General features: G+C 42.2%; 16 protein-coding genes and 1 pseudogene. 3 read left to right on the top strand and 14 right to left on the bottom strand.

Annotation, left to right across the window (positions count from 1 at the left end; genetic code table 11):
• Positions 1-267 precede the first annotated feature (267 nt).
• Positions 268-1542 carry an S-layer homology domain-containing protein gene (locus AC3ZVC_RS06760; protein ID WP_490067362.1) on the bottom strand — a complete coding sequence of 425 codons (1275 nt, stop codon included), beginning with the start codon at positions 1540-1542 and terminating at the stop codon, positions 268-270.
• Between the two features lie 335 nt (positions 1543-1877).
• Entirely contained in the window at positions 1878-5435 is a 3558-nt protein-coding gene (locus AC3ZVC_RS06755; RefSeq protein WP_490067360.1) for a S8 family serine peptidase, read from the bottom strand.
• Positions 5436-5749: 314 nt separating this feature from the next.
• On the opposite strand from AC3ZVC_RS06755, the gene tagU reads away from it, so the two are divergent.
• On the top strand, positions 5750-6694 hold the full coding sequence (gene tagU, locus AC3ZVC_RS06750; RefSeq protein WP_490067358.1) for a polyisoprenyl-teichoic acid--peptidoglycan teichoic acid transferase TagU: 945 nt from the start codon (positions 5750-5752) through the stop codon (positions 6692-6694).
• A 500-nt stretch (positions 6695-7194) separates the two neighbouring features.
• On the opposite strand, the gene AC3ZVC_RS06745 is transcribed toward tagU, so the two are convergent.
• Entirely contained in the window at positions 7195-7815 is a 621-nt protein-coding gene (locus tag AC3ZVC_RS06745) for a cell wall hydrolase (protein WP_490067356.1), read from the bottom strand.
• 289 nt (positions 7816-8104) lie between these two features.
• The gene (locus AC3ZVC_RS06740; RefSeq protein ID WP_490067354.1) at positions 8105-8260 is read right to left on the bottom strand and encodes a hypothetical protein; all 156 of its coding nucleotides are present in this window, start codon (positions 8258-8260) and stop codon (positions 8105-8107) included.
• A 749-nt stretch (positions 8261-9009) separates the two neighbouring features.
• Between AC3ZVC_RS06740 and AC3ZVC_RS06735 the strand changes: the two genes are divergently transcribed.
• A complete protein-coding gene (locus tag AC3ZVC_RS06735) occupies positions 9010-9480 on the top strand; it encodes a hypothetical protein (protein WP_490067352.1) in 471 nt (156 codons plus the stop codon).
• Between the two features lie 47 nt (positions 9481-9527).
• Here the strand turns inward: AC3ZVC_RS06735 and AC3ZVC_RS06730 are convergent, their stop codons facing one another.
• Positions 9528-11573: an S-layer homology domain-containing protein gene (locus AC3ZVC_RS06730; protein WP_490067350.1), complete on the bottom strand. Its 2046-nt coding sequence runs from the start codon at positions 11571-11573 to the stop codon at positions 9528-9530.
• 238 nt (positions 11574-11811) lie between these two features.
• Here AC3ZVC_RS06730 and AC3ZVC_RS06725 point away from each other — a divergent pair, with 238 nt between their 5' ends.
• Positions 11812-12636 (top strand): hypothetical protein, encoded by an 825-nt coding sequence (locus AC3ZVC_RS06725; RefSeq protein WP_490067348.1) that lies wholly within the window; start codon positions 11812-11814, stop codon positions 12634-12636.
• Positions 12637-12816: 180 nt separating this feature from the next.
• Here the strand turns inward: AC3ZVC_RS06725 and AC3ZVC_RS06720 are convergent, their stop codons facing one another.
• From AC3ZVC_RS06720 to AC3ZVC_RS06680, 9 genes and pseudogenes are all read right to left on the bottom strand, one after another.
• Positions 12817-13053 carry a hypothetical protein gene (locus AC3ZVC_RS06720; RefSeq protein WP_490067346.1) on the bottom strand — a complete coding sequence of 79 codons (237 nt, stop codon included), beginning with the start codon at positions 13051-13053 and terminating at the stop codon, positions 12817-12819.
• 359 nt (positions 13054-13412) lie between these two features.
• Positions 13413-14870, bottom strand: coding sequence for an aldehyde dehydrogenase family protein (locus tag AC3ZVC_RS06715; protein ID WP_490067344.1), 1458 nt, complete (start codon positions 14868-14870; stop codon positions 13413-13415).
• Between the two features lie 3 nt (positions 14871-14873).
• The gene (locus tag AC3ZVC_RS06710) at positions 14874-15614 is read right to left on the bottom strand and encodes an SDR family NAD(P)-dependent oxidoreductase (protein ID WP_490067342.1); all 741 of its coding nucleotides are present in this window, start codon (positions 15612-15614) and stop codon (positions 14874-14876) included.
• A gap of 1 nt (position 15615) precedes the next feature.
• On the bottom strand, positions 15616-16698 hold the full coding sequence (locus tag AC3ZVC_RS06705) for a tartrate dehydrogenase (RefSeq protein WP_490067340.1): 1083 nt from the start codon (positions 16696-16698) through the stop codon (positions 15616-15618).
• The gene (locus tag AC3ZVC_RS06700; RefSeq protein ID WP_490067337.1) at positions 16698-18074 is read right to left on the bottom strand and encodes an FAD-binding oxidoreductase; all 1377 of its coding nucleotides are present in this window, start codon (positions 18072-18074) and stop codon (positions 16698-16700) included. The genes AC3ZVC_RS06705 and AC3ZVC_RS06700 overlap by 1 nt, the downstream gene beginning before the upstream one ends.
• A 12-nt stretch (positions 18075-18086) precedes the next feature.
• Positions 18087-19355, bottom strand: a complete 1269-nt coding sequence (locus AC3ZVC_RS06695; protein WP_490067336.1) for a TRAP transporter large permease — start codon at positions 19353-19355, stop codon at positions 18087-18089.
• Positions 19355-19834: a TRAP transporter small permease gene (locus AC3ZVC_RS06690; RefSeq protein ID WP_490067334.1), complete on the bottom strand. Its 480-nt coding sequence runs from the start codon at positions 19832-19834 to the stop codon at positions 19355-19357. Before AC3ZVC_RS06690 ends, AC3ZVC_RS06695 begins: the two co-directional genes overlap by 1 nt.
• A 76-nt stretch (positions 19835-19910) precedes the next feature.
• Positions 19911-20914, bottom strand: a pseudogene (locus tag AC3ZVC_RS06685) (TRAP transporter substrate-binding protein).
• 228 nt (positions 20915-21142) lie between these two features.
• Complete coding sequence (locus tag AC3ZVC_RS06680; protein WP_490067331.1) at positions 21143-23155, bottom strand: penicillin-binding transpeptidase domain-containing protein; 2013 nt, start codon at positions 23153-23155, stop codon at positions 21143-21145.
• Positions 23156-23167 lie beyond the last annotated feature (12 nt).

The raw sequence follows: 23167 nt of genomic DNA, 5'->3' as shown, positions 1-23167 counted from the left end.
TTTGCTGATATTGATTCTTGCACCCTGTTGATTGAAGCGGAAGGGGCGAGACTCCTGCGGGAGAAGCGAGTCAACGGGAGACCCCGCAGGTGCGAATGCACCGAGGAGGCTCCCGGACCGCCCGCGGAAAGCGAGTCCCTGGAGCGGAAATCGACAGGCCAATTTTATAGATCTATTGTTTGTAAAAAAGAGGGTGCCCCAAAAATTTATACTTTTGGGACGCCCTCTTTTCTATTTATCCTGCAACTGTGGGATATAGTTAAAAGGTTATTGTACTTTTATATCCAGTGTAAGGGTTGTTGTATTATCTGCAGCATCAGTAAAATCTGCTTTCAATGTATAACTCCCCGCAGGAATAGAGTCATAGTTTGGTGAATCTGTTAACTTCCATTCTCCATCAACATAAGTTAGAGTTCCCCAAGTCAGTCCAATTCCAGGAGCAACCTGTGGTACGTCTGTATCTTTTAAGATGACATCCACTGTAGAATTTGCAGCGAAAATATCTTTTACCTCCATTTGCATTCCATTAAGATTTACAAAAGCCCCATCTGTAAGGTCAATATCAACACTTGCAGTGGTTCCGCCTGCAAAATTAAAGGTAACCGGAGCAGCGACTCCTTCCAGTGTTACAGACCCGGCACCGGCAACAGGTGCTGCATAATCAAAAGGAATCTCCTGATCTTCCACATAAAGAACTCCTTCTTTTCCGGCAAGGTCCTCATGTTCCACGGTTAGCGTCTTACGGTCCGCAGAAAGGCTGGCGTGTAATGGAGTTAACTCTACATAGGATCCATCTGTTAATTCGGCCTCCATATAGAGGATATCTGCTACTTCCAGGGCTGTTAACTCTTCTGGAACAGCCTCTGCCAATAAAGCCTCAAAGGAGGTAGAGCGATTCAGCTTCACTGAATCTACTGTTACAAAATAATAATATTCATCAGTAAATAAAATAGTATTATATAGAAGGTTTGCAAAATCACCGCGAGTGATATTTTGATGTGTACCATACTGGGTTTCTGTTTTTCCAGCAGTGATGCCAGCTCCATAAAGAGCTTCAATAGAAGATTCAAATACACCGCCGACATCCGTAAATGGAGTTTCAACAGCAAAATCCTCCAAACCATACGCAGTAACTAGAAACCTCGCCATAGCGCCCCGGGAAAGAGGCTCGCCTGGACCAAATTTTGTAGAAGTGATGCCAGCTGCAATACCTGCTTCAGCCAACGCATTTATTGCTCCCTCTACACGCGGAAATAAATCCGTAAAACCTGCATCCTCCGCATTCTCTGTATCAAGCCCTAAAGCATTTGCCAGAATAACTGCAGCATCACCGCGAGTTAAGTTCTGATGGGTTCCGAATGAAGTGGGAGTTTTGCCATTAACAATTTCATAGTTATAAAGATAACTGACTGCTTCATCATATCTCGGCCCTACATCTGTAAATGGGTGATCACCGGCAGCACTAACTGCCGGAGCGACAGCGGAAACCGCCAATACAGCAGCAGCTCCAGATGCTACAAACTTATTAAATCCTTTTGCCATGTTCTAAAGTCCTCCTAGGAATATAAAAAATATGCCATAAGGATAATCCTCATGGTAGAAAAAGAACAAATTACCCAGTCAAATCTACTAAAATTTATTAATAAAAGAATATTTATCCTTTTATGTAATCTAATATTAACAAAATTAACGTTTTTGAAATACAAGTAAAATTTACCTTTTCTACCGAATTATCCACATTTTTAAGGTCTTCAGAACTAAATAAAACCCTCTTTTTGTAAACTATATTTCTAATCTGTGTCTATTATTCTATGGACTTCCTTCTAATAAAATTCATATAACAAAAAAGCAATGCCACAGGGACATTGCTCTAAAACTTACTTGATTACAATTTTATAAGGGTTTGTGCTGGCATTCCCGAAGGCATCTTCTACTTTAATATAGTAAGTGTCTTTCTTCAGGTTTAAAGGAAGAATTTCATTGTCTCCCTTGCCATAAAAATCAGAAACGGCAACCTGCTTGCCTTTTGAATTATAAACCGTTACTTTTCCGTCTATATCGGACGGAGCTTCAAGAGTTAGGGTCAGCTTGCTGTCTTTATCAAGCTTAAGCTTATAATGATCCGTATCCCCTTTATTCGAAGTAAGGTTTAAATAACCGTATGCATAGAAACGGTCTTTTGCAGGGCGATTCAAAAGAATTGGCTTTGTCGGGATATTGTTTTTAACAATTGAGCCTTTATCTTCATCTGCACGATTGCTTTCATCAATTTTTAACACATACGGCTGAAGTGAGGAGTTGGTTCCGAAATAATCAAGTGTCAGGATGAAGTAGCCCGATTTCTTTTTCGTCCTGAAACCTGTTCTTTCTTCGTCATTCCATAAACCGTAATCAACCATGGTCATGTTGCCTTCTTCGGCAGGATCCAGCTTTCCATTTCCGTTTGTGTCTTCGATCATAACAAGTACTGGATCAATCTCTGACTTTTGTTTTTCAGGTGCATTGCTGAATTTGGACGGAAGCTTGCCAGGAGTTAGTCGAATGCCGTATACTCCATCTTTGCCAGGTTTAAAGTAGAATGTATCAATATCCCCGGAGGTAGAGTAATTCCCTGTAATACCTTTAGTTGATATTTTTACTGCGTTTTCAAAGGAATCATTTGTCTCAAATTTATCAGTGATATGCGTCACCTTGGTCTTTACCGTAAAGCGGTAAGGATCAAAGGAAGGGCGGTACATCGGATCTGCGACACGGAAATAATAGGTTTCTCCAGCCTGCAATCCGAGTGTGAACTTATCCTCCACCGATACCGTGTTATCTGACCAGGACCACATAGCATTGGAATAAACATAAACGAAGTCTTTTAAACCCTGATCATATTTAAGTATTTCCATCCCTGCAGGCTGGTAGAGTGAGGTTTTATCCATTTTCACTTCAAAAATAGAGCTTTTCTCCGGAGTGAATACAAACCAATCTTCATCTCCATAAGATTGAAGGTAACCCTCAGATGCTTCACTTTCGCCAAATGGAATTGCAGCATCCTTCAGCATATTGATATATTCTTCATAAGATTGGGCATAAGGGTCAAACATTTTTTGTTCGAGCTCTTTTTTCTTGGCAAGATACTCTTCAATATCCCCTTCAGCTAGGTCTTCTTCCGGATTTTCCATGCCGAGCTCAAAAGGAATGCCATCTTCATCTGCTGGCACCATTTTCGTATCAATGGATAATTGATATGGCTTAAAGGATGAGTAGCTGCGGTTATAATCAATTTCATATTCACCGAACATGATCATAAATTCATCAATATACGGTTTATTAGTTACTTCCACAATGAATTCCTGGCCAGGCATTCCACTGATCATCAAATCTTCGCCTTTTCCATATCCATTATTAGCGGCCTGATCAATTTCATATACGAATTCTTCCTCTTCCATTTTTTCAATCATATAAAGCTTAAGGGAAGGGTTGATTCCCGGAACATCGGAAAGCTTAATCTTAACCATTTTCATTCCATCTTCTTCATTGCCTGGAATCTTAAAACGGAAATAATCAGAATCTCCAGGAATTTGCACTGGCTCTTCAGCGGCCGTTTCCTCTATGCCTTCTTCTTCGGAAGAGGCCGCTTCCTCAGTTCCCTCTCCTCCAGGAGCTTCTTCATCTAAGATTGAAAGCTCATCGGTATAGTAATGATCCAATCCCGTTTTAAAAGGAAGGGATTCTGCCATTGTCGGAGTTTCCATTGTGTTTCCATCGTCCAGCAATTCCTGGCTCTTATGAAGAACGAGTTTATATGTGGATTGCCCAGACTCATTATATTTGCCAAAGCTGTCCTTCACTGCAACAACGAGCGTACCGCTTTCAGGTGCTTTGAAGAGGATTCCTTCTGAGCTGCCTTCTCGGGCATCATTAACTTCAATCTTTTGGGAAGGTTTCTTCTCCCCATCCCGGAAGAACAATAGTTCAAATTTCAGATCGTATTTGTCTGTGCTATCTAATGATACCTGCACATATTCTCCCTTTTTAAGCTTTGTTTTATAGAGATCCGTCTGATTTAGCTTCTGTAATTTTCCGGCTACGGGAATCGCTTCAAATTCACCTAAATCCTTTGCTTTGGCAAGAGCATCAGCTTCTTTTACAGCCGGATCAGCAGGGATTTTTTTCGGATCAAAGGAGAGAATTTTCTCCAGGTCAATCATTCCATATCCATATTTTAAATCATAGCCCTTGTCCCCTAAATCCTTAGCCGTTTTAGTTAAAAGGTAGTTTACCTGATAAGGAGTAAGATTAGGGTATTTAGAAAGCAATAGTGATACTGCTCCAGCAACCACTGGAGACGACATGGATGTACCGCTCATTTCCACAAAAGATGATCCTTTATCTACATCATAGACAGAAGAATATACTTTATGGCCAGGCGCTACAACATCCACAGAAGGTCCGTATGTAGAAAAGAAGGCAAGCTGATTCTTTTCATCTGTCGCACCAACACTGATTACCCCATCAAAGGATGCAGGATAATTCAGGACGTTCGCTCCATCGTTACCTGCAGCTGCAACGACGATAATGCCGGCGTCAATAGCCTTCTGGACTGCATCCTTTAGGATTGGTGAAGGATAGTAGGTTCCCAGACTCATATTGATAACCTTTACCTTTTGGCGGATTGCCTCAAGGATTCCTTCTGCAATGGTATAGTCAGTGACGAACCATGAACGGTTAAAGACGTCAATGGAAACGATATCAGAATCAGGCGCAATTCCGTATCCGCCCACACCATTTCCTTTTTCGGCCGCTATAATACCCGCAACATGAGTTCCATGGCTATCCGGATTCCCTTTTTTTAAAGGATTCATTGCGTTTTTATTAGCGATCAGCTGGTTTTTGAGTTCAGGATGACCGGCATCTACACCTGTGTCTATGACACCAACTTTCACCTTATTCTTCCCTGCCAACGAATGAGCTTTTGCGAGATTAAGATTTTTAATATGAAACATTTCAGCTGCCTTAGGGTCTGCTGCACCCAATCTCTTACCGTAAGCGCTTCTGGTGATCGACGTAACATTCTCCATACTTGAGTATGCCTGTGCTACTTCCTCTAGCTTTTGATTTCCCTGCACTTCAATAACATCATAGCCTAAGCTGGAAAACCTCTTAACAAGCTTTCCGCCTGCTTTGCGATGCTCGCTTGAAGAAAGAGGCGATTTGTATTTCACGATTAGCTGATTTTCCGTAAATTTCTTTTCCTCATTTTTTGTTAGCTGGCTCATCTTCACCTCATTTTTCTGCAGGTTAAAACGCTCCAGCTGCTGGTAGACCCGCTGATTAACATCCTTTTCAGATGCAAGGGAAACTCCCGGTAAGAACGAACTGACTGCTAGCGATGCAGCTAGGCCTGCGGCAGCCAAACCCTTCCCCTTCAATTTCTTTTTCTTCATACACTGACCTCCCTTGGAAAATTTTCCACCATTCATACTATTCTCCAAAACAATTAAAATACCTACCAAAAATTCCATGAAGTTACAAAAAATTAGTCATTTCGAATCAGCAAAAATGGCACACTATATAGACGAATCAGAATGGTAAAAGTTTCAAAATATTCAGGTACCAGGTACCACCCGAATTTTGTCGAAACATTTTTATGTTGGCATTTTTATGCAGCTTCTATCTTACAGGCTTGCTCTTTTGATTGAGAATTAAATATAATGAGGATAATCAATAGATATAGAATACTTTGTATGAGGTGAAGCGTTTGCGGGAAGCGAAGGGGAAAAATAAAAGAAAAAGAAAGTGGATCCGTATGATTGGCATTGTGCTCCTGCTATTGTTTTTAAGCACAATCGGATATGGATTTTATTTATACAATTCTTTAACATCTGCTGTCGACACAATGCAGGAGCCAACTGAAAGAGAGAAATCTGAGAAACGGACTGAAAAGATTACACTAGAAAAAAAAGAGCCCTTTTCTGTTTTGATGCTTGGTGTTGATGAACGGGAAGGCGATAAAGGCCGCTCTGACACTATGATTGTTTTAACCGTGAATCCTGATTTAAATTCCATAAAAATGCTGAGTATTCCTAGAGATACACGAACAGATATAATTGGACACGGTACAGAAGACAAAATTAACCATGCCTACGCTTTTGGAGGAGCGGAAATGTCCATTGCCACTGTAGAAGATTTCCTGGATATCCCCATCGATTACTATGTAAAAATGAACATGGAAGGCTTTGCGGATATTGTGGACGCTGTTAATGGCATTGATGTGCAAAATGATATGGCCTTCAACCAAAGCGGCCAGAACTTTAATGAAGGAAATATCCATCTGAATGGCAAAGAGGCCTTAGCATACGTCAGAATGAGAAAGAATGACCCAAATGGCGACTTCGGAAGACAAAAAAGGCAGCGCCAAGTCATTCAAGGTGTAATTGACAAAGGTGCAAGCATAGGGTCAATTACCCGCTATGATGATGTCTTTAAAGCGCTTGGCCAAAACGTAAAAACAGATATCTCATTCAGCGAAATGACGGATATTCAAAAAAATTATAAAGGTGCCAGAAAAAATATCACCCAGCTATCCATTGAAGGAACAGGCGAATACATCGGGAATATTTGGTACCTTATTGTGTCGGATGAAGAAAAACAAAGAGTTCAGGACGAACTCAAAGAACATCTGGAATATCAGGAGAATCTTTAATGGAAAAACACGGACCTAAATAGGGCCCGTGTTTTTTTGTGACAAATATTTTCATATCCTGAGGCTTTATCTCTTTTTATTAAGACCTGATAGAATTATTTCCCCGAAAATAGTCGGAATTTGCATAAAAGTTTATTGTTTCAACTACTGTAAAACGCGGTATAGTTTAGTAAGAAATTTACAACTGCATCCTTGTCCTATGAGAAAATTGATTGTAAATCTCTATTTTACAATTTATCAGAGGAGTGGTTTAAAATGAGAATTAAAGCAGGAAGCTGGAGAATGCTTACCCGGCAGGAAAAATTATTTATCCTCAACGCAGTCAGCTTTCGTTCCAGAACAAAGAACGGAGCATGACAGTTGGTCATAACAGTAAATTCCCCATTAAGTATATACTGGACAGAGAGAGGCTTCTCTCTGGATGGAAGCCTCTTTCAGCTATTAAAAGGGCAATAAAAAAACATGGAGAGCAAGGATGCTTCCATGTTTATTACCCAAAATCATTCCGCAAATAAATGATTGCCAATTTGTTTTGTTACCGTCCGGGTAAATATCCACTGGCTTGTTGCCAGGACTGGATTATAATAATATAAAGAGCCATGGGAAGGATCCCATCCCAAGAAGGCATCTTTCACTGCCCGATATGCTATATGATTTGGTTGAAGACCATATTGACCATCATAAACTGCCGTAAAAGCATTCCTCTGAAAAATGACATTGTAAATGGTGTCAGGAAATTCATCTGATTCGACCCTGTTTAAAATAACTGCAGCAACCGCAACCTGGCCTTCATAGCTTTCTCCTCTTGATTCACCATAAACAATATGCGCCATCATATCTACATTACTGATCATATTGGCAGTGTTGGCACCAATTACTCCATCCATCCTTAATCCAAAATCCCTCTGGAAACTCTCTACTGCGTTTTCAGTCAGCCGCCCATAATAACCCGTTGTTTCTGTTTCAAAATATCCAAGTTTTTTTAATACGGACTGTACGTATGTAACCTCCTGCCCTGATGCACCAGCCTTTAATACCTGAGAAGCTTCTGCCTTCACTTGTGTGAACCCCAGAACAAAAACAAGTGCTGCAGCTGCTGTGATCAATTTTGCGAATTTCATTCCATCTCTCCTCTTCCAATGCAGTTTTTATGTGCCCTGGCAAAAGTACATTATGTAACCTAATAGACTTAATCTATTAAACCTCGTCTCTTATTTACACCAGATTCACGCACATACCTAGTTTCTTTACCCCATTAAGGTACTGGAAAACTCATTCAAAAGAACGAAAAACAGCCATAAAAAAAGACAGTCCTACCGGAAGGCGCGAACCTTCTTCACGGGAACTGTCCTGTTTAAGATTTAATTGTAAATTCATTCGACAAAATTCGGGTGGTACCTGGTACCTTTTTTATTCTTCTTGCACCAGTAATTCCAGTTTACGGGTGATTTCTCCCATTAGGTCGCCCAGTGTGGCATCTACAGATTGCCCTTGTTCAAATGCTTCTTGCAAAATTTGGGCAAAATCAATTGATTTGACAGTGCCTGCAATCTTAGTTTTGGACATACTTTACACCTTTTACTAGTTTTTTTAAGAATTTAAATCTTTCATAATTTCCTATTATATTACAAATTTCTTGTAAAAAATATAGTTTCTTTCACTTACCAGTTAAAGGAAATAAAGATAGGTAGTAGGTGCTATCCAAAGGAGTTTATAAAGTTATTTATAAGGTCAATAATTTGTATATGGCGACTTTGTCTGCTTGGCTTTCATGGTATGATGCTTTCTCTATTAATTTCAGCTTGAGAGTTTCACAAAGACAGTCATCAACTAAAAGCTGATTATGCCTTTTGTGAAATAAATGCCAATAGTATTTTGCTTTATAGATAGGCTTTATCACAATGATCTCTCTCCTAACATGTCCATTTAAAGAATTGCCTCTGAACCTTCATGCCGGCTAACCATGACTTAAGAAGTGTTTACCAAGATATTAATTACCAAATTATTTTACTAATGGAATGTTTTTCTTTTTTATTAGTTAATATATACCATAATTCGACAAAAACGTAAATATAAACTTCAATGATATAGGCTCAAATAACTATAAAGCATAAAGTAAAGCATTTAATCTCAACTAATGGTTTTATACTTTTATAACCTTAAAAATGATCCTTTTAAGATAATTCGAATGATCCCTGATAAATCTGGCGCTCTTTTAGTAAATTTTTAAAATCAGGAAAAATGATATACTACTAATTTTTCAATTAATGTATGAATAACTTGTATAAACCTTAATTCAGAGGAGTCGTATAATCATGACTTTCAGAAGGAACAACCGAGCGACTTTTTTATCTTTAGCAATTATCGTTATTATCATTGCTGTATTACTTCTTGCTGTTAAATCACTTTTTTCCTCACCAGAGCGGCAGGCAGAGAACGTTGTATATAGTTTTTACTCTTATGAACAGAAAGGAGAATTTTCTTCTTCCTGGTCACTTTTTCACTCTGCCATGAAAGATAAGTTTGGAAAGGGCCATTATATACAGGATCGGGCCCATGTTTTCATGAATCATTTTGGGGTTGATACCTTTAGTTTTAAATTGAATAGAACGAAGAAAATAAAGGACTGGAAAATGTCCAAGGAAGGCCCTTCTTATAAAACAGGTTATCAATTTACAGTGACCCAAACGTTTAAAGGAAAATACGGAAATTTTGATATTGTGCAGAATGTATATGCAATAAAAGAAAAAGGGGAATGGAAAGTGATGTGGGATTATAATAAATAGGCTTAAAAAAAAAGCTGCCTCCACTTTGGAAGCAGCTTATATTTGTTTTATTCATTCATTAACTTTGCAGAAGCGAGGAATTCACCCAAAATCCTTGCCATCTGGTCACGCTTTGTAAAACCATTAGGATTAAATTTTCCAGCTGATGTTCCGCTCATAATTCCGGCCTGATACACAGCTTCTATATCCTTTCTTGCCCAAGGAGCGATGCTGTTATAGTCTTTGTAGCTGGTCACTTTTTTAGAAGGGTCAAGAACAGATTTATCATAATCCAGGAAGCCCAGCTCCATGGCACGTGCAATCATAGCAGCGGCCTGAACACGAGTGATTTTTTCACCTGGAGCAAAACGGCCATCCCGTTTGCCTTGAGTGATGCCATATTTAACAGCTGCCATAACTTCTCCGCTGGAATTAAACCATTCTGTGCCTTTTACATCCCGGAACTCACCATTATATTTCTCCCCCGGCAGGCCAAGGCCGCGAACCAGCAGGGCAATAAACTCGGCCCGTGTCATTTGATCATCCGGAGCATATCGGCCATCCAGCTTTCCCCTAATAATATACTTCGAAGCGAGCGTTTCGATATAATCCTCGGCCCAGTTGACATTGTTAACATCCGGAAAAGTTACTTCATTTTCAACGATCGTATATTTCGAATTAGTCAATGATTTTACAGTTGCTGTATTGCCATTAAAAGTGGTTGGAATCGCAGAGAAGGAACCATCTTCATTTAGCTTTACAGCTACAGATTTCTTAGCATCAAAATCATCTTCTCTTATGATCTTGCGCTCAACAAAACCGTTGAAAGAGGCAACAGACTCCTCTTTATTTCCAGAGACAGCCGTTACATGAAAATCTACAACCTGGGATGCAAGTTTTAATGCATTCTTATTAACTGAATCCCTGACTTCATCAGGATTTACATTATTAACATATACTGAGATCTCCACATCATTTTGATTAGCACCAAGCTTCTTTGCAAGGTCCCCCGCCTTTATTTCTTTTACAGGCAGCTTATAGCTTGCTACTTCTGTTTGAATATCTATAACTGCATGTGGATTTTTCCCTGCTGCCTCAGTAAATAACGAAGCAGGAACACTAGCTTTAACTTTTTCTCCCTCTGGAGGAGTTTTTAGCTTTAATGGGATTGTATTTTTTTCGGCAGTAATCAGGGAAACGATATCATTAACCTTATCCTTTGAAACCTTTGTTATAATCTCAAATTTATCGGTGTTAGGATTTTTCTCACGTACGACAGTTGCAGCTGCTTCTGGAAGTACGATTTCATGAGGCTTAGGCTGAACCGGAGGCTTAGGTGCCCCTGCTTCAAACGCAGCATCCAGAAAAGCATTTCGAAGAGTAGTCAATTCCTCGGCAGTAATAACCTTTTTTAAGACAAGCTTGCTATTAATATGATCTTTAATACTAAATAAGCCTTCTAAATCAATTCCTGTCTTTTGATTAAGAGTTATATTTAGCGCTCCATATGTAGCCGGATTCTCTTGAATCAGCTCATCTCTTACCTTCGCTGTAATGGTGCCGACTGAGCCTCCCGCAAGCAATTCGGACAGGATGGCATCATACCCCTTCTCCCAAAGCTTTCTTTCAGCATCGGCTAAAAATTGCAGAATTAAATCGGAGGAGCCGGCTCCAACAATTTCTTCAAAGGCTTTTCCTTCGTCAGAATTCTTAAACGATATAAAGTTTTCGTCCAGATTTTCAAAATTAGCTTCATAAACAAGTTCAGCAACTTTGGATGCAATGTCTGCCGCTGTTAAGCTCGCATAGCTTGAAGCTGCAAGCTCAGTATTAATTTTAGCGACAGCATCAGCCCCTAACACCTGATTCCAATCGTCAACGGTGAACTGAGCATTCAAACCTTGTGCAGCTTTATGAAAGATGACTCTTTCATTCGTATCAAATTTACTATAAATCAAGATCATACGATCAATCGCATCACTGGAAGTTACCGTTGCTGCCGCTTCCGCCTGCTTTGCCTCAAACAAACCATCCACTGTTAAAATTGGCGAAAAGGCAATGGACGCTGCTAAAAAAGCTTTCATTGCTTTCTTGCTAAAAGGATACTTTTTCACTTTCTTTACCACCTCGTAATTTTCTAATGATGTAATTATGGATATACAAGAAAAGTTTAACAACATTAAGTAATATTGCTAATCTTAATTGTAATAGTTAAATAGATACATTTAATCATACTTTTTACTTATTTTTCATTTGTATTAAAATTATTACAAATATAATACTGGTATTACTTCTTTTTTATGGTAAAATCATAGTGCTAACTTAGGAGCTGAAAGGGGAAACATCAAGAGAATGAGAAAAGTTTGGAAGATATTTATTTCTTTAGTCCTAATCCTGCTGGTTGGAGGAGCGGGTACGGCCTATTATTTTTTGGAAGTTAAAACCTATGAAGTCGCGGATAAAGCAGTAGAAGAAATTACGGAAACTGAGTTTGAAATTATTCTGCCGGATGAAAATGGAAGTGTTGAAATAGAAGAAAAAATGGAAGAAGCACAAAATTCTTTAGAGACTGACGCTGCCAGTAAAAATAGTGAAGGCGAACCAAGCAACATAAAAGACGGCAGCACTGTGAGCAGCTCTTCACCTGGACAAGCAAGCAGCACGCAAACGGAGCAAATAAGCAGTGCAGCTGCTGTTGCCAGTAAAACGGATTCTTCAGAAAAAGCAAATGGACAAAGAACACCGGAAACTAAAGTAAGTGCCAATGCCAATGAACCACAGGAAAGCAAACAAGAAAAAAGCCGTACAAGCAAAACGGAAGAAATTACTGTAGCCAGCATTAAACAAAAATACTACCCTTCTTTTGAATACCTGCAGATGCAGGCAAACGAAAAAATCAACTCTCTTGTTTCCCAGGCCTACGGAGAATACACGGATAAAAAAACCAACGGAGAGACCATTTCCATCTCCTATTTCTATCAAAAATACAGCGCTGCCAGCTCAGAGCTGGAAAGCAATACAGATTCCGCATTTAACATCATTTATTCAGCATTACAGAATGACTTAAAGAAAAACGGTTTCAGCCCATCCCATGCAGATAGCTTCAAATCAGAATACGAATCTGCAAAAAAATCACGCGAAACCGCCCTCCTCAATAAAGTTAAGGAGGCTTTATAAGAGGTACCAGGTACCACCCGAATTTTGTCGAAAAAAGTATCAGCCGCCAGCCAACGACACTTGTCCTTAGCTGGCGGCTGATACCTATTTTAGTGGATTAATAAAACCGCTTTCCACTTATTAAGGTTATTTTTCTGCAAATCAAGCTAGAAGTTACAAGATCAATCATTAAAATGCAGCTCAATGTTTAAGTTCTGCTATTTCCGAGCTTCTCACTTTGCTGCTTGCATCAAAAAGGTTATCGAGACATTGGGTCCGCAGCCTTTCATCACAAACAAAGTCATATAGAATCTCGGTCTTAAGCTGTGCGGTTATAAATGATAAGCACTCATCAGTACTTTCGCTCAAATCAACCTCTGCTAAATAATTGCCAATCTCCTTCTCGAAATATTCGACTGTGCCAAAAATAACATCCATCCTACCATCTGCCTTTCCTTTTAAAGTTTGGTTATTAACTAGCTTGTTTATAATAATTTATTTGTCTTATATCATTCACTTCCCTTAAAACCCGCCATGAAAACATTTTAGCAGATAGATTCTTTATTCAACTCACATTTCAAGTGATAAATCTCATATAAAAATTAAGTCATAATAAAGGCTGTTTTCTAAAAGATTGTTGTTTTTAAATAGATTGGGGAATAAAAACATCGATAATAAGATTGGTTGATTGGAGCGGAAATCAACTTCATTTCACTGCTTGTTTAGTATGCAATAAAGTTTCCAAAACAGCCTAAAAAAAGACAGCCCCTCAAGAAAGGGACCATCCTGGTCTAACTTTAATATTTCAACGCCACATTCTTTACCTGCGTATAATTCTTCAATGCTTCCAATCCCTTTTCCCGTCCAAAGCCGCTATGCTTATAGCCGCCGAATGGCTGGGTGATGCCGCCGCCTGCTCCATAGTGATTAATGAAGACCTGACCGCATTCAAGCGCATTGGCAACGCGGTGGGCCCGGCCGGCATTTTCGGTCCATACGCCTGCAACAAGGCCGTATGCTGTGCCGTTTGCGATTTCGATTGCTTCTTCTTCTGTTTCAAAAGTAGTTACGGTTAAAACCGGTCCGAAGATTTCCTCCTGGGCGAGATGATGGTTCGCCGGGACGTTATCAAAAATGGTCGGCTGGAGATAATAGCCTGAATCGCAGTTCTCTACTGGCTGGCGTTTTCCGCCAGTTGCTACCCGGATTCCATCATCCTCTGCAAGCTGCAGGAAGCCCTGGATACGTTCAAATTGCTTTTGGTTTAAAACTGGTCCAAGATCAGGATTTTCGATTCCAGGCCCTATCGTCAGCTTTTCAAAGGATGCAGCGAGTTTCTGCACAAACTCATCCTTGATTGATTTTTCAATCACCAGTCGTGAGCCAGCAGAACATGTCTGTCCGGCATTTTGTATGATGGACTTTAACACCCACTCTAATGCTAACTCCTCATTGCAGTCAGAAAAAACCACATTCGGAGATTTTCCGCCAAGCTCCAGTGTTACCGGAACTATGTTCTTCGCTGCTGTCTCCATGACTCTTTTTCCAGTCTCTACCGAACCAGTAAAGGTAACATGATTGACTCCAGGGTGAGCAGATAATGCCGCTCCTGCTTCGTAGCCATAGCCTGTTACCACATTGAGGATTCCCTTTGGCAGACCAAGGATTTCCATTAATTCAACAAGCTTCAGCGTGGAGAGCGGCGTATCCTCAGCAGGCTTCAGTACTGCTGCATTGCCGGTTGCAATTGATACGGCAATGCTGCGCGCTGCGATTTGCAGCGGGTAATTCCAGGGAATGATGTGCCCGACAACCCCCAGCGGTTCACGGACAGTGTAATCAATAATCCCTCGTTCCACGGGGATTGTCTCTCCCATGATTTTATCAGCCACACCTGCGTAAAATTCGAAATAGCGGGCAGCGATTTCCACATCTGTCTCAGCTTGAGCCAATGGCTTGCCGACATTTAACGTTTCCAATTTAGCCAGTTCTTCTTTGTTTTCGCGAATGATATCTGCTGTTTTAAAAAGCAGCCTTCCCCGATTAGATGCCTGAAGGGACTTCCACTCTTCCGAACGGAATGCCTTCTTTGCCGCTTTGACGGCTATGTCGACTTCTTCCTGGTCCCCGCGCGGCACCAAAGCCAAAACAGAACCGTCTGCTGGATTTTTTACTTCAATTAATTTGCCTTCGTCCGGAACCACCCATTCTCCATCAATATAGCAGCCTTGAATCTGTACGTCTGTTGCTTTCATTATTTATATCCCCCTTCCGCCATCCACGTTCAGGACAGAGCCGGTCACAATCGCGGACTCTTTGGAACATAGATAGACAAGTGAATTGGCAATATCAATTGGCTGAATCAGCCTTCCCAACGGCACACTCTTTTTGAAAATAGTATCCTTCGTTGCTTCAATATCTGCATCCTTTGAAGTGAACTGGCCAAGCATTCCTGTATCGGCTGGTCCCGGATTAACGACATTAACACGAATTCCGTGTTCAGCCAGTTCAATGGCCAGGGCCTGTGAAAAAGAAACTGCTGCTCCCTTTGAAGCAATATAAGCATTCAAGCCAGGGCGCGGACGCACCATGGAAATGGAAGCGATATTAACGATTACGCCCTCTCCCTGTTTTTTCATATAAGGAACCGCTTCACGGCATGTGAGAAAAAGGGATGTCGCGTTGACAGCCATTATCTTCTCCCAATCTGCCAAACTTACTTCTTCGATAGGTGTTGCTGATTGGGCGATTCCCGCAATATTAACCAGTCCACTGATTTTCCCAAATGTTTCGCTTGCTTCAGAAAAAATCCTCGCTACATCTTCTTCCTTTGTTAAATCACCGGCAATCGGCAGAAGACGGTCTGACTTTTCTGCACCATCCACGTTCAAATCAACCGCTGCGACATAGGCTCCTTCCTCCAAAAACCGTTTTACCGTTTCTTTTCCCATGCCGCCCTGCGCACCGGTAACAACAAATACTTCATCCTGCAATCTCATTTTATAAACCTTCTTTCACTAGAAGTTTTTGCTGCAAAGCCTCACTGATGGCGGATCCCATTTCACTTGTTGTAGAGGTTCCGCCCAGATCAGGGGTACGTACTTCCCCTTCGACCAGTACCTGTTCAATAGCTTCTATAATTACCGCAGCAAGATCCGCTCTTCCCAAATGCTCCAGCATAAGTGCTGCAGACCAGATCTGTGCAATCGGGTTGGCAATTCCCTTTCCGGCAATGTCAGGTGCTGAACCATGGACAGGCTCGAACATCGATGGGAAATCGCCTTCCGGATTCAGGTTGGCTGAAGGTGAAAGGCCAAGGCCGCCTACTACGGCCGATCCCAGATCGCTTAAAATATCACCGAATAGATTGGACGCGACTACCACATCAAAATCAGCCGGCCTTTCTACAAAATACGCAGCCAGCGCATCAATATAATAGGAATCCATTTTAATAGACGGGTACTGCTCAGCTACAGTACGGACCACATCATCCCAGAGCTTCATCGAATGGATAATAGCGTTGGATTTAGTTGCGCTTGTAACGGACTGTTTGCCATGCTTCTTTGCGTATTCAAACGCGAATTTCGCTGCTTTTGCAGTACCGATCCGAGTAATGATGGTGTTTTGAACTGCCACTTCCTCTTCAAGTCCGGGATATAAACGGCCGCCGCTGTTGGAGTATTCTCCTTCGGCATTTTCACGGACAATCACGAAGTCAATGTCTTCTCCCTCAAAGCGGGAAGATACGCCCTTCAGCATTTTGACCGGTCTTAAATTAATGTACTGACGGAATTGCTTCCGGATTGGCATGATCAGTTCCCAAACGGTTACATCGTCCGGCACCCTTTTATCGCCAATCGCGCCGAATAAAATCGCATCATATTTCTTCAATGTTTCCAGCGCGTCATCCGGCATCATTTTTCCATGCTGGAGGTAGTATTCACTGCTCCAGTCAAACGTTTCAAACTCCAGATCCAGCGTCGGATCCAATTTTTTCAAAAGCTCCAATACATTAACGGCTTCCTTTACAACCTCAGGCCCGATTCCATCACCAGGCAATACAGCAATTCGATGGCTTTCCATTAACTATGCACCTCTTCCATTTCAACTATTTTTCCAGGATTTAATATATTTTGCGGATCCAATGCTTTCTTGATCATTCTCATGACCGGCAAAGCAGTGCTCCGTTCTTCCTTTAAAAATTTCATTTTTCCGATGCCGACACCATGCTCGCCAGTACAGGTTCCACGGTGATCAATCGCAAACTTCACCATTTTTTCGTTAAAAGCATGGAAGCGTTCCATCTCATCCCGATCGTCTGTATTTAATCCGAATGCCACATGGAAATTTCCATCACCGACATGTCCAAGAATCGCACCATCAAGCTTGTATTCATCGAGGAGCTGGCGGGTATGGGCAATGGTTACAGCCAATTGGGAAATCGGCAGGCATACATCGGTCGCAACCAGCTTGCAGTTAGGCTTTCTTCCGAGTATGGCCAGGGCAGCCTGATGACGGGCTTCCCATAGCTGAGCCCGTTTCAGGGAATCATGCTCAAACTCGAATTTTACCGTTCCGGCATCTTCCATTAGTTCTTTGATGACGGCAATTCCCTGTTCAGTTGCTTCAGACGTTCCGTTGTATTCCAAAAATAGAGTTGGCGCTTCATCAAAGTCAGTTCCTTTAAATTGGTTTACTGCTTGAATCGTTGCAGCATCCACTAGCTCCATTTTTCCTATATCAACACCGGACTGAAGCACAAGCTCAGCCGCCTTTCCAGCTTCCTCCACACTTTCAAAGGCCGCTTTTGCGACAACGGTTGCTTCCGGAATTCCGGCAAGCTTAAGCGTTAATTCCGTAAAAATGCCAAGTGTTCCTTCAGAACCGATCAGCAGCTCGGTCAGATTATAGCCAGCAGATGATTTAACGGTTTGCCCGCCTGCCGCAACAACGCTTCCATCCGCCATAACTGCCTGAAGGCCGAGCACATTATGCTTCATCGTTCCGTATTTAACGGCGTTTGTTCCGCTCGCATTCGTCGCAGCCATTCCGCCAATCGTCGCGTCAGCACCTGGATCAATCGGGAAGAACAGCCCATACTTTTTCAAATGCTTATTCAGCTGCATTCTCGTCACACCAGGCTGGACTTTTACAAGAAAATCCTCAGGGTAGACCGCAGCGACTTCATTCATTAAGGTGAAATCCATGCTAATTCCGCCATTGAGAGGAAGCAAATGGCCTTCAAGGCTGCTGCCCGCTCCAAATGGAACAATAGCCACCTTGTTTGCGGCTGCATATTTAACGATGGCAACAACTTCATCCTCCGTTTTCGGGAAAACAACCACATCAGGCTTTTTCCTTTCGTGGTAATCCATTCCGCCTGAGTGATGCTCAAGCACCGTTTCATTGACACTGACACGTTCAGCGTCTTTTAAAATCTCCAGCAAATCTTGATACATTTTCCTTCACCTCTATTTATCTAGTAAAAACAAGCTGATTGATGGCATGAAGCTTAAAATGAGTACATCAATGATCAGGACAATAATGAATGGCATGATCGCGCGTACGATATGCTCCAGCCTGATGTTGGCGATATTTGATGCTACAAACAAATTTATGCCGACTGGCGGTGTAATCATTCCGATTGCAAGGTTTACAACCATGATGACCCCAAAATGGACGAGATCCATGCCGGCTGCTGATGCGATTGGCACGAGAATTGGCGCCATGATGACGATCGCTGCTGATGTCTCCAGAAAGGTTCCAACAATCAGCAAAATGACATTAATAATGATTAGGATCATAATGGCATTTGAAGTAATGCCCAGCATGCCTTCCGAAATTTGCGCCGGGATTTGCTCTCTTGTTAAGAGGAAGCCGAAGATTGACGCACAGGAAATAATGAATAAAATCACCGAAGAAGTGATCGCCGAAGAAATAAAGATTTCCGGCAGGTCCTTCCACTTGATTTCCTTATAGATTAATAGTCCTACGATCAGACCATACACAACCGCAACAACAGATCCTTCTGTCGGAGTGAAAATGCCGCCGTAAATTCCACCAAGGATGATTACAGGCATAAGAATGGCTAGAATAGCACTCTTAAACGCAGACACCACTTCCTTTATCGAACTCTTTTCTTCCTTGCCGTAGCCCCTTTTACGGGAGATGAAATAGGCAACAAGAATAAGAGACATTCCAACAAAAACCCCTGGGATGATACCCGCGATAAATAGATCGCCGATGGAGGCTCCTGCTATAACTCCGAATAAGATCAGCGGAACACTCGGCGGGATCATAACCCCAATCGTACCGCCGGCAGCCTGAATGGCGGTTGAAAAGCTCTTATCATAGCCGCGCTTTACCATTGCCGGTATCAGGATGCTTCCAACTGCAGCGGTTGTAGCTGCTGCTGATCCTGAAATGGCTGCGAAAAACATACAGGTCACAATCGAAACCATTGCAAGACCGCCATGAAGGCTTCCAACCAGCGTACTGGAAAAATTAATTAAGCGTTTGGATATTCCTCCAGATTCCATCAGCTTCCCCGCCAATATGAAAAATGGCACAGCCATGAGCGTGAACGAATCTGTAGACGTAAACATTTTTTGGACAATAACCATCAATGGAACATTATCCTGAACCATTAAAACAATCATGGAAGCGAGCCCAAGTGCGACTGCAACCGGAACATTAATAAGGAAAAGCATCAGCAGCAATCCGAATAATAGCCATGCCATCAGTTACTCGCCTCCTTTCCCCATTCCGAAACGGTTATGTAGAGCAGATTGATGACAAATAGAATACTTGAGATCGGAATGACTGTATACACAATGCCCATCGGCAGCTGCAGGGCCGGCGAGGTTTGTACCATGCTACGCTCGATAAAGACCAAGCTATTAACGATAATTTGATAGAAGAAAAAAACAACTAAAAGAGTAGAGATAACCAGCATGACTTTTCTCACTGCTTTATTTGCTTTTTCAAAAAGCAATTCGATGCTCGGATGTGCCTTCACACTCACGGCATAGCCCGCCCCCAAAAAGGTCATCCAAACAAGGAGGTAGCGTGATAACTCCTCCGTCCAGGCAAGTGGCTGATCCAGCACAAACCGGAATAGCACCTGTAAAAAGACCACAATAACCATAATGAAAAATAGAAGGATCAGTATCCACTTAATGAAAGCATTCAATGAATCTACTAATTTTTTAACCACCATAGACTTCCCCTTATGTGTAAAAAACTTGGTCTGTGCCGGCGTCAAAGTCCGGCACTCGCCAAGTTTCCCTGATTTATTATTTCGTGTTTAAAATGGCGTCAAGTTTTTCCTTGCCGAATTGAGATTCATATTTTTCATATACAGGCTGGATCGCTTCGCGGAAAGGAGTTACATCCACTTCCTCGACGATTTCCATACCCTGTTCTTTCAGTACCTTTAAGGATTCTTCATCAGACTTTGTGATCAAGTCGCGGATTTGGTCGCCCGCCTTTTTCGATTCTTCCTTTAAGATATCCTGATACTCCGCAGGAAGCGTATCCCATACAGATTTACTGAACATGATGACAGCTGGTGAATAAAGATGGCCAGTTAATGTCATATGTTTTTGGTTCGCTTCATAAAGCTTGTACGTATCTGCTACAACGATTGGGTTTTCCTGCGCATCAACTACACCCTGCTGAAGAGCTGTTAACGCTTCAGTCCAAGCCATTGGCGTTGGCTTTGCTCCTAATGCGTTAAAGGCATCAAGATGGATTGGATTTTCCTGAGTACGGATTTCAATCCTTTCAAATCTTCAGGCTTATTGATTGGCTGCTTGGCGTTCGTAATATGGCGGAAACCATTTTCACCCCATGCTAGACCAACAATGCCTACATTCTCCATGCCTTTTAAAAGCTCCTGGCCAACTTCCCCGTCCAGTACTTTGTAAGCGTGTTCTCTGGACTCAAATAAGAATGGCATGTCCACAATCCCGATTTCCGGATAGAAGTTAGCAATTGGAGCTGTAGAAGAAACCGACATATCAGCCGTTCCAAGCGTAAGGGCCTCAGTCAGCTCTCTTTCCGCTCCAAGCTGGCTTAACGGAAATACTTCAATCTTTACCTTTCCGTCCGTACGCTCTTCCACATTTTTAGCAAGCTCCAATAAACCAATATGATAAGGATGGTCCTCTGTTAAAGAATGACCTGCCTTCAAGCTAAATGTTTTATCGCTATCCTTTTCCCCTGAATCAGCTTCGCTGCCGGTCGAACTGGAACCGCCTCCGCCGCAAGCCGACAAAATCAGACTCAGCACCAGCATCGGCACTAACCACAAAAATCTCTTTTTCATCTCTCTAAATCCCCCTTTAATGTTTAACTTGTTAGAATATACAGGCAATTATAACACCTTTTGCGCTTTTATGCGGTAAATTTTTTGTGAATTTTTTAAATAAATAGGTACCAGGTACCACCCGAATTTTGTCGAAAAAAAAGTGCCTGCATTCTTTTCAGGAATGCAGACACTTTCTTCGTTCATATTTACAGCTTCTTAGAAGCGGCCTTTATGCTCTTCAAAGACTTTCTTTACTTTTTCTACAACCACTTTTGATCCGCCGCTGTTTTCTACGCCCTCCATCATCATTGCAATAAGGAGTTTTGGTGACTGAGGGTTATAGGCAACGAACAAACCGTTTTCCTGGCCTTTTTCGTCAGCGCTTTTCTTCAGCTCTGACGTACCGGTTTTACCTGCTAGCGGATAGTCTTTCATAAGGGCAGCACGGCCGGTTCCGCCTGGCTCCTGCACCACTTTTGCCATTGCTGAAGCTACAGTGCTAGCTGTTTCCTCGCTCATCACGCCTTCTTTCAGCACCTGGCTCTTATCCTCACCTTCAATCAATACAGGCATAATCATCGATCCTTTATTGATAAAAGGTGTATAAGACGCTGCCAGGTGAACAATGCTCATCTCCACTTCTCCCTGGCCGTAACCGGAGTCCGCCAGCTTTATTTCACTGTCCAGGCTGCCGATTTGTGACTGCTCAAGCGGGAATGCATACGGAAGCTCTTCTTCAAATGCAAATTTCTTAAGTCCCGCAGCAAACCGATCCTTCCCAAGCTCAAGAGCCTGCTGGGCAAAATAAATATTATCTGAGTACATCATCGCTTTTTCAAAATTAACCGGTCCCCCCGGACCTTTTACACGGGTGACTTTATAGCCTCCCCACGAGCTGCTCTTTTGCCATTGGAGGCCTTTTACATTAGTGGTTTCATCCAGTGTTAACGTACCCTCTGTTAGCCCAATTGCTCCCGTTAGCGGCTTCATCACCGAACCTGGCGCATAGGTTTGCTTAAAACGGGTCATAAGCGGCAGGTCCTTATTCTCTTCAATCGCCTTCCACTCTTCAGCAGTAAAACCGAGTGAAGCCTGGTTCGGATCAAAGCTTGGACTGCTCACTAACGCCAGGGTGTCTCCCGTTACAGGATCAATTGCCGCTGCAGTTCCCGGCTTTCCTCCAAGCTCTCTGAATAGAGACTGCTGCAGGTTTACATCAATCGTCAGCTGAATATTTTCGCCGTTCTCAACCGGCTTTTCAGCCAGGACCGCCTCGGAACCGTCCTTCTTTTTAATGCCGATTCTGATTCCGTTTGATCCTTTTAGCCGTTCTTCCAGGACCTGCTCCAGCCCTCGTTTTCCGATACTATCAGTGCTTGAATAGCCTTTTCCCTCGCGCTCTTTAAGCTCTTCTGCTGTAATTTGCCCCACATAGCCAATCAGGTGGGCGGCCGATTCGCCGAAAGGATAAATCCTGCCCTTTGCATCCTGCTTTAACACTCCTTTTAAAGCAAAAACCTTATCAAGCGTTTCGCGACCTTCAGGGGAAACCTTCTTAATCGGCACAAAATAACCCGGCTGCACCCAGCTTGCATTCAAGTTTTTATTAATCTGTTCCTCAGAAATCCCAAGCGCTTCGGACAATCCTTTGATGGTCTGTTCCTTCTGGTCCCCCATCTGCTCTGGAACCACACCGATTTCATAAAGTGTTCCATTTAGAGCTAGCGGATCTCCGGTACGGTCCACAATATCACCGCGCTGTGCCGGAATGGTAGAATAACTAATCTTATCCTCCGCCCCTAGCTCGGGAAAAATATAGGTCGTATCCCAGGTTATAAACCAATTTTCCTCGTCCTCAGCTTCTTCCTTCACAAGCTTGGCATCATGGGTAAAATCAATCTTCCCGGCAGCACTGTCCATGCTAGCTGAAAAAGGAAAATTGGCGCTCTCTTCCTTCTTATATTCCTTTTCCATATCAGGCGCATATGTAACCTTCAAATTGTCTATCTCCAAATCCTTATAAACCTTTTCATATCGGCCTGCAAAATCCTCTTTGCTGATCGACTGCTTCGCATCCTTTGAAAGGAACTCGTACATCTCTGCGAACTCCTGCTGATTCCAATGCTCCACATACTGCGCAAAGCGATCCTGCGGCTTAACCTCCTTATTGCACCCGCTCAAAGCGGCCAAAACCAGGGCAGCAAAAACAACAAACAAACTCCTTCTCATACATCACCCTCC

It is taken from the genome of Cytobacillus sp. C11.1 (assembly GCF_058145115.1).
Note: the sequence above shows the minus strand (reverse complement) of the source record. Positions and strands in the feature narration are given on the sequence as shown.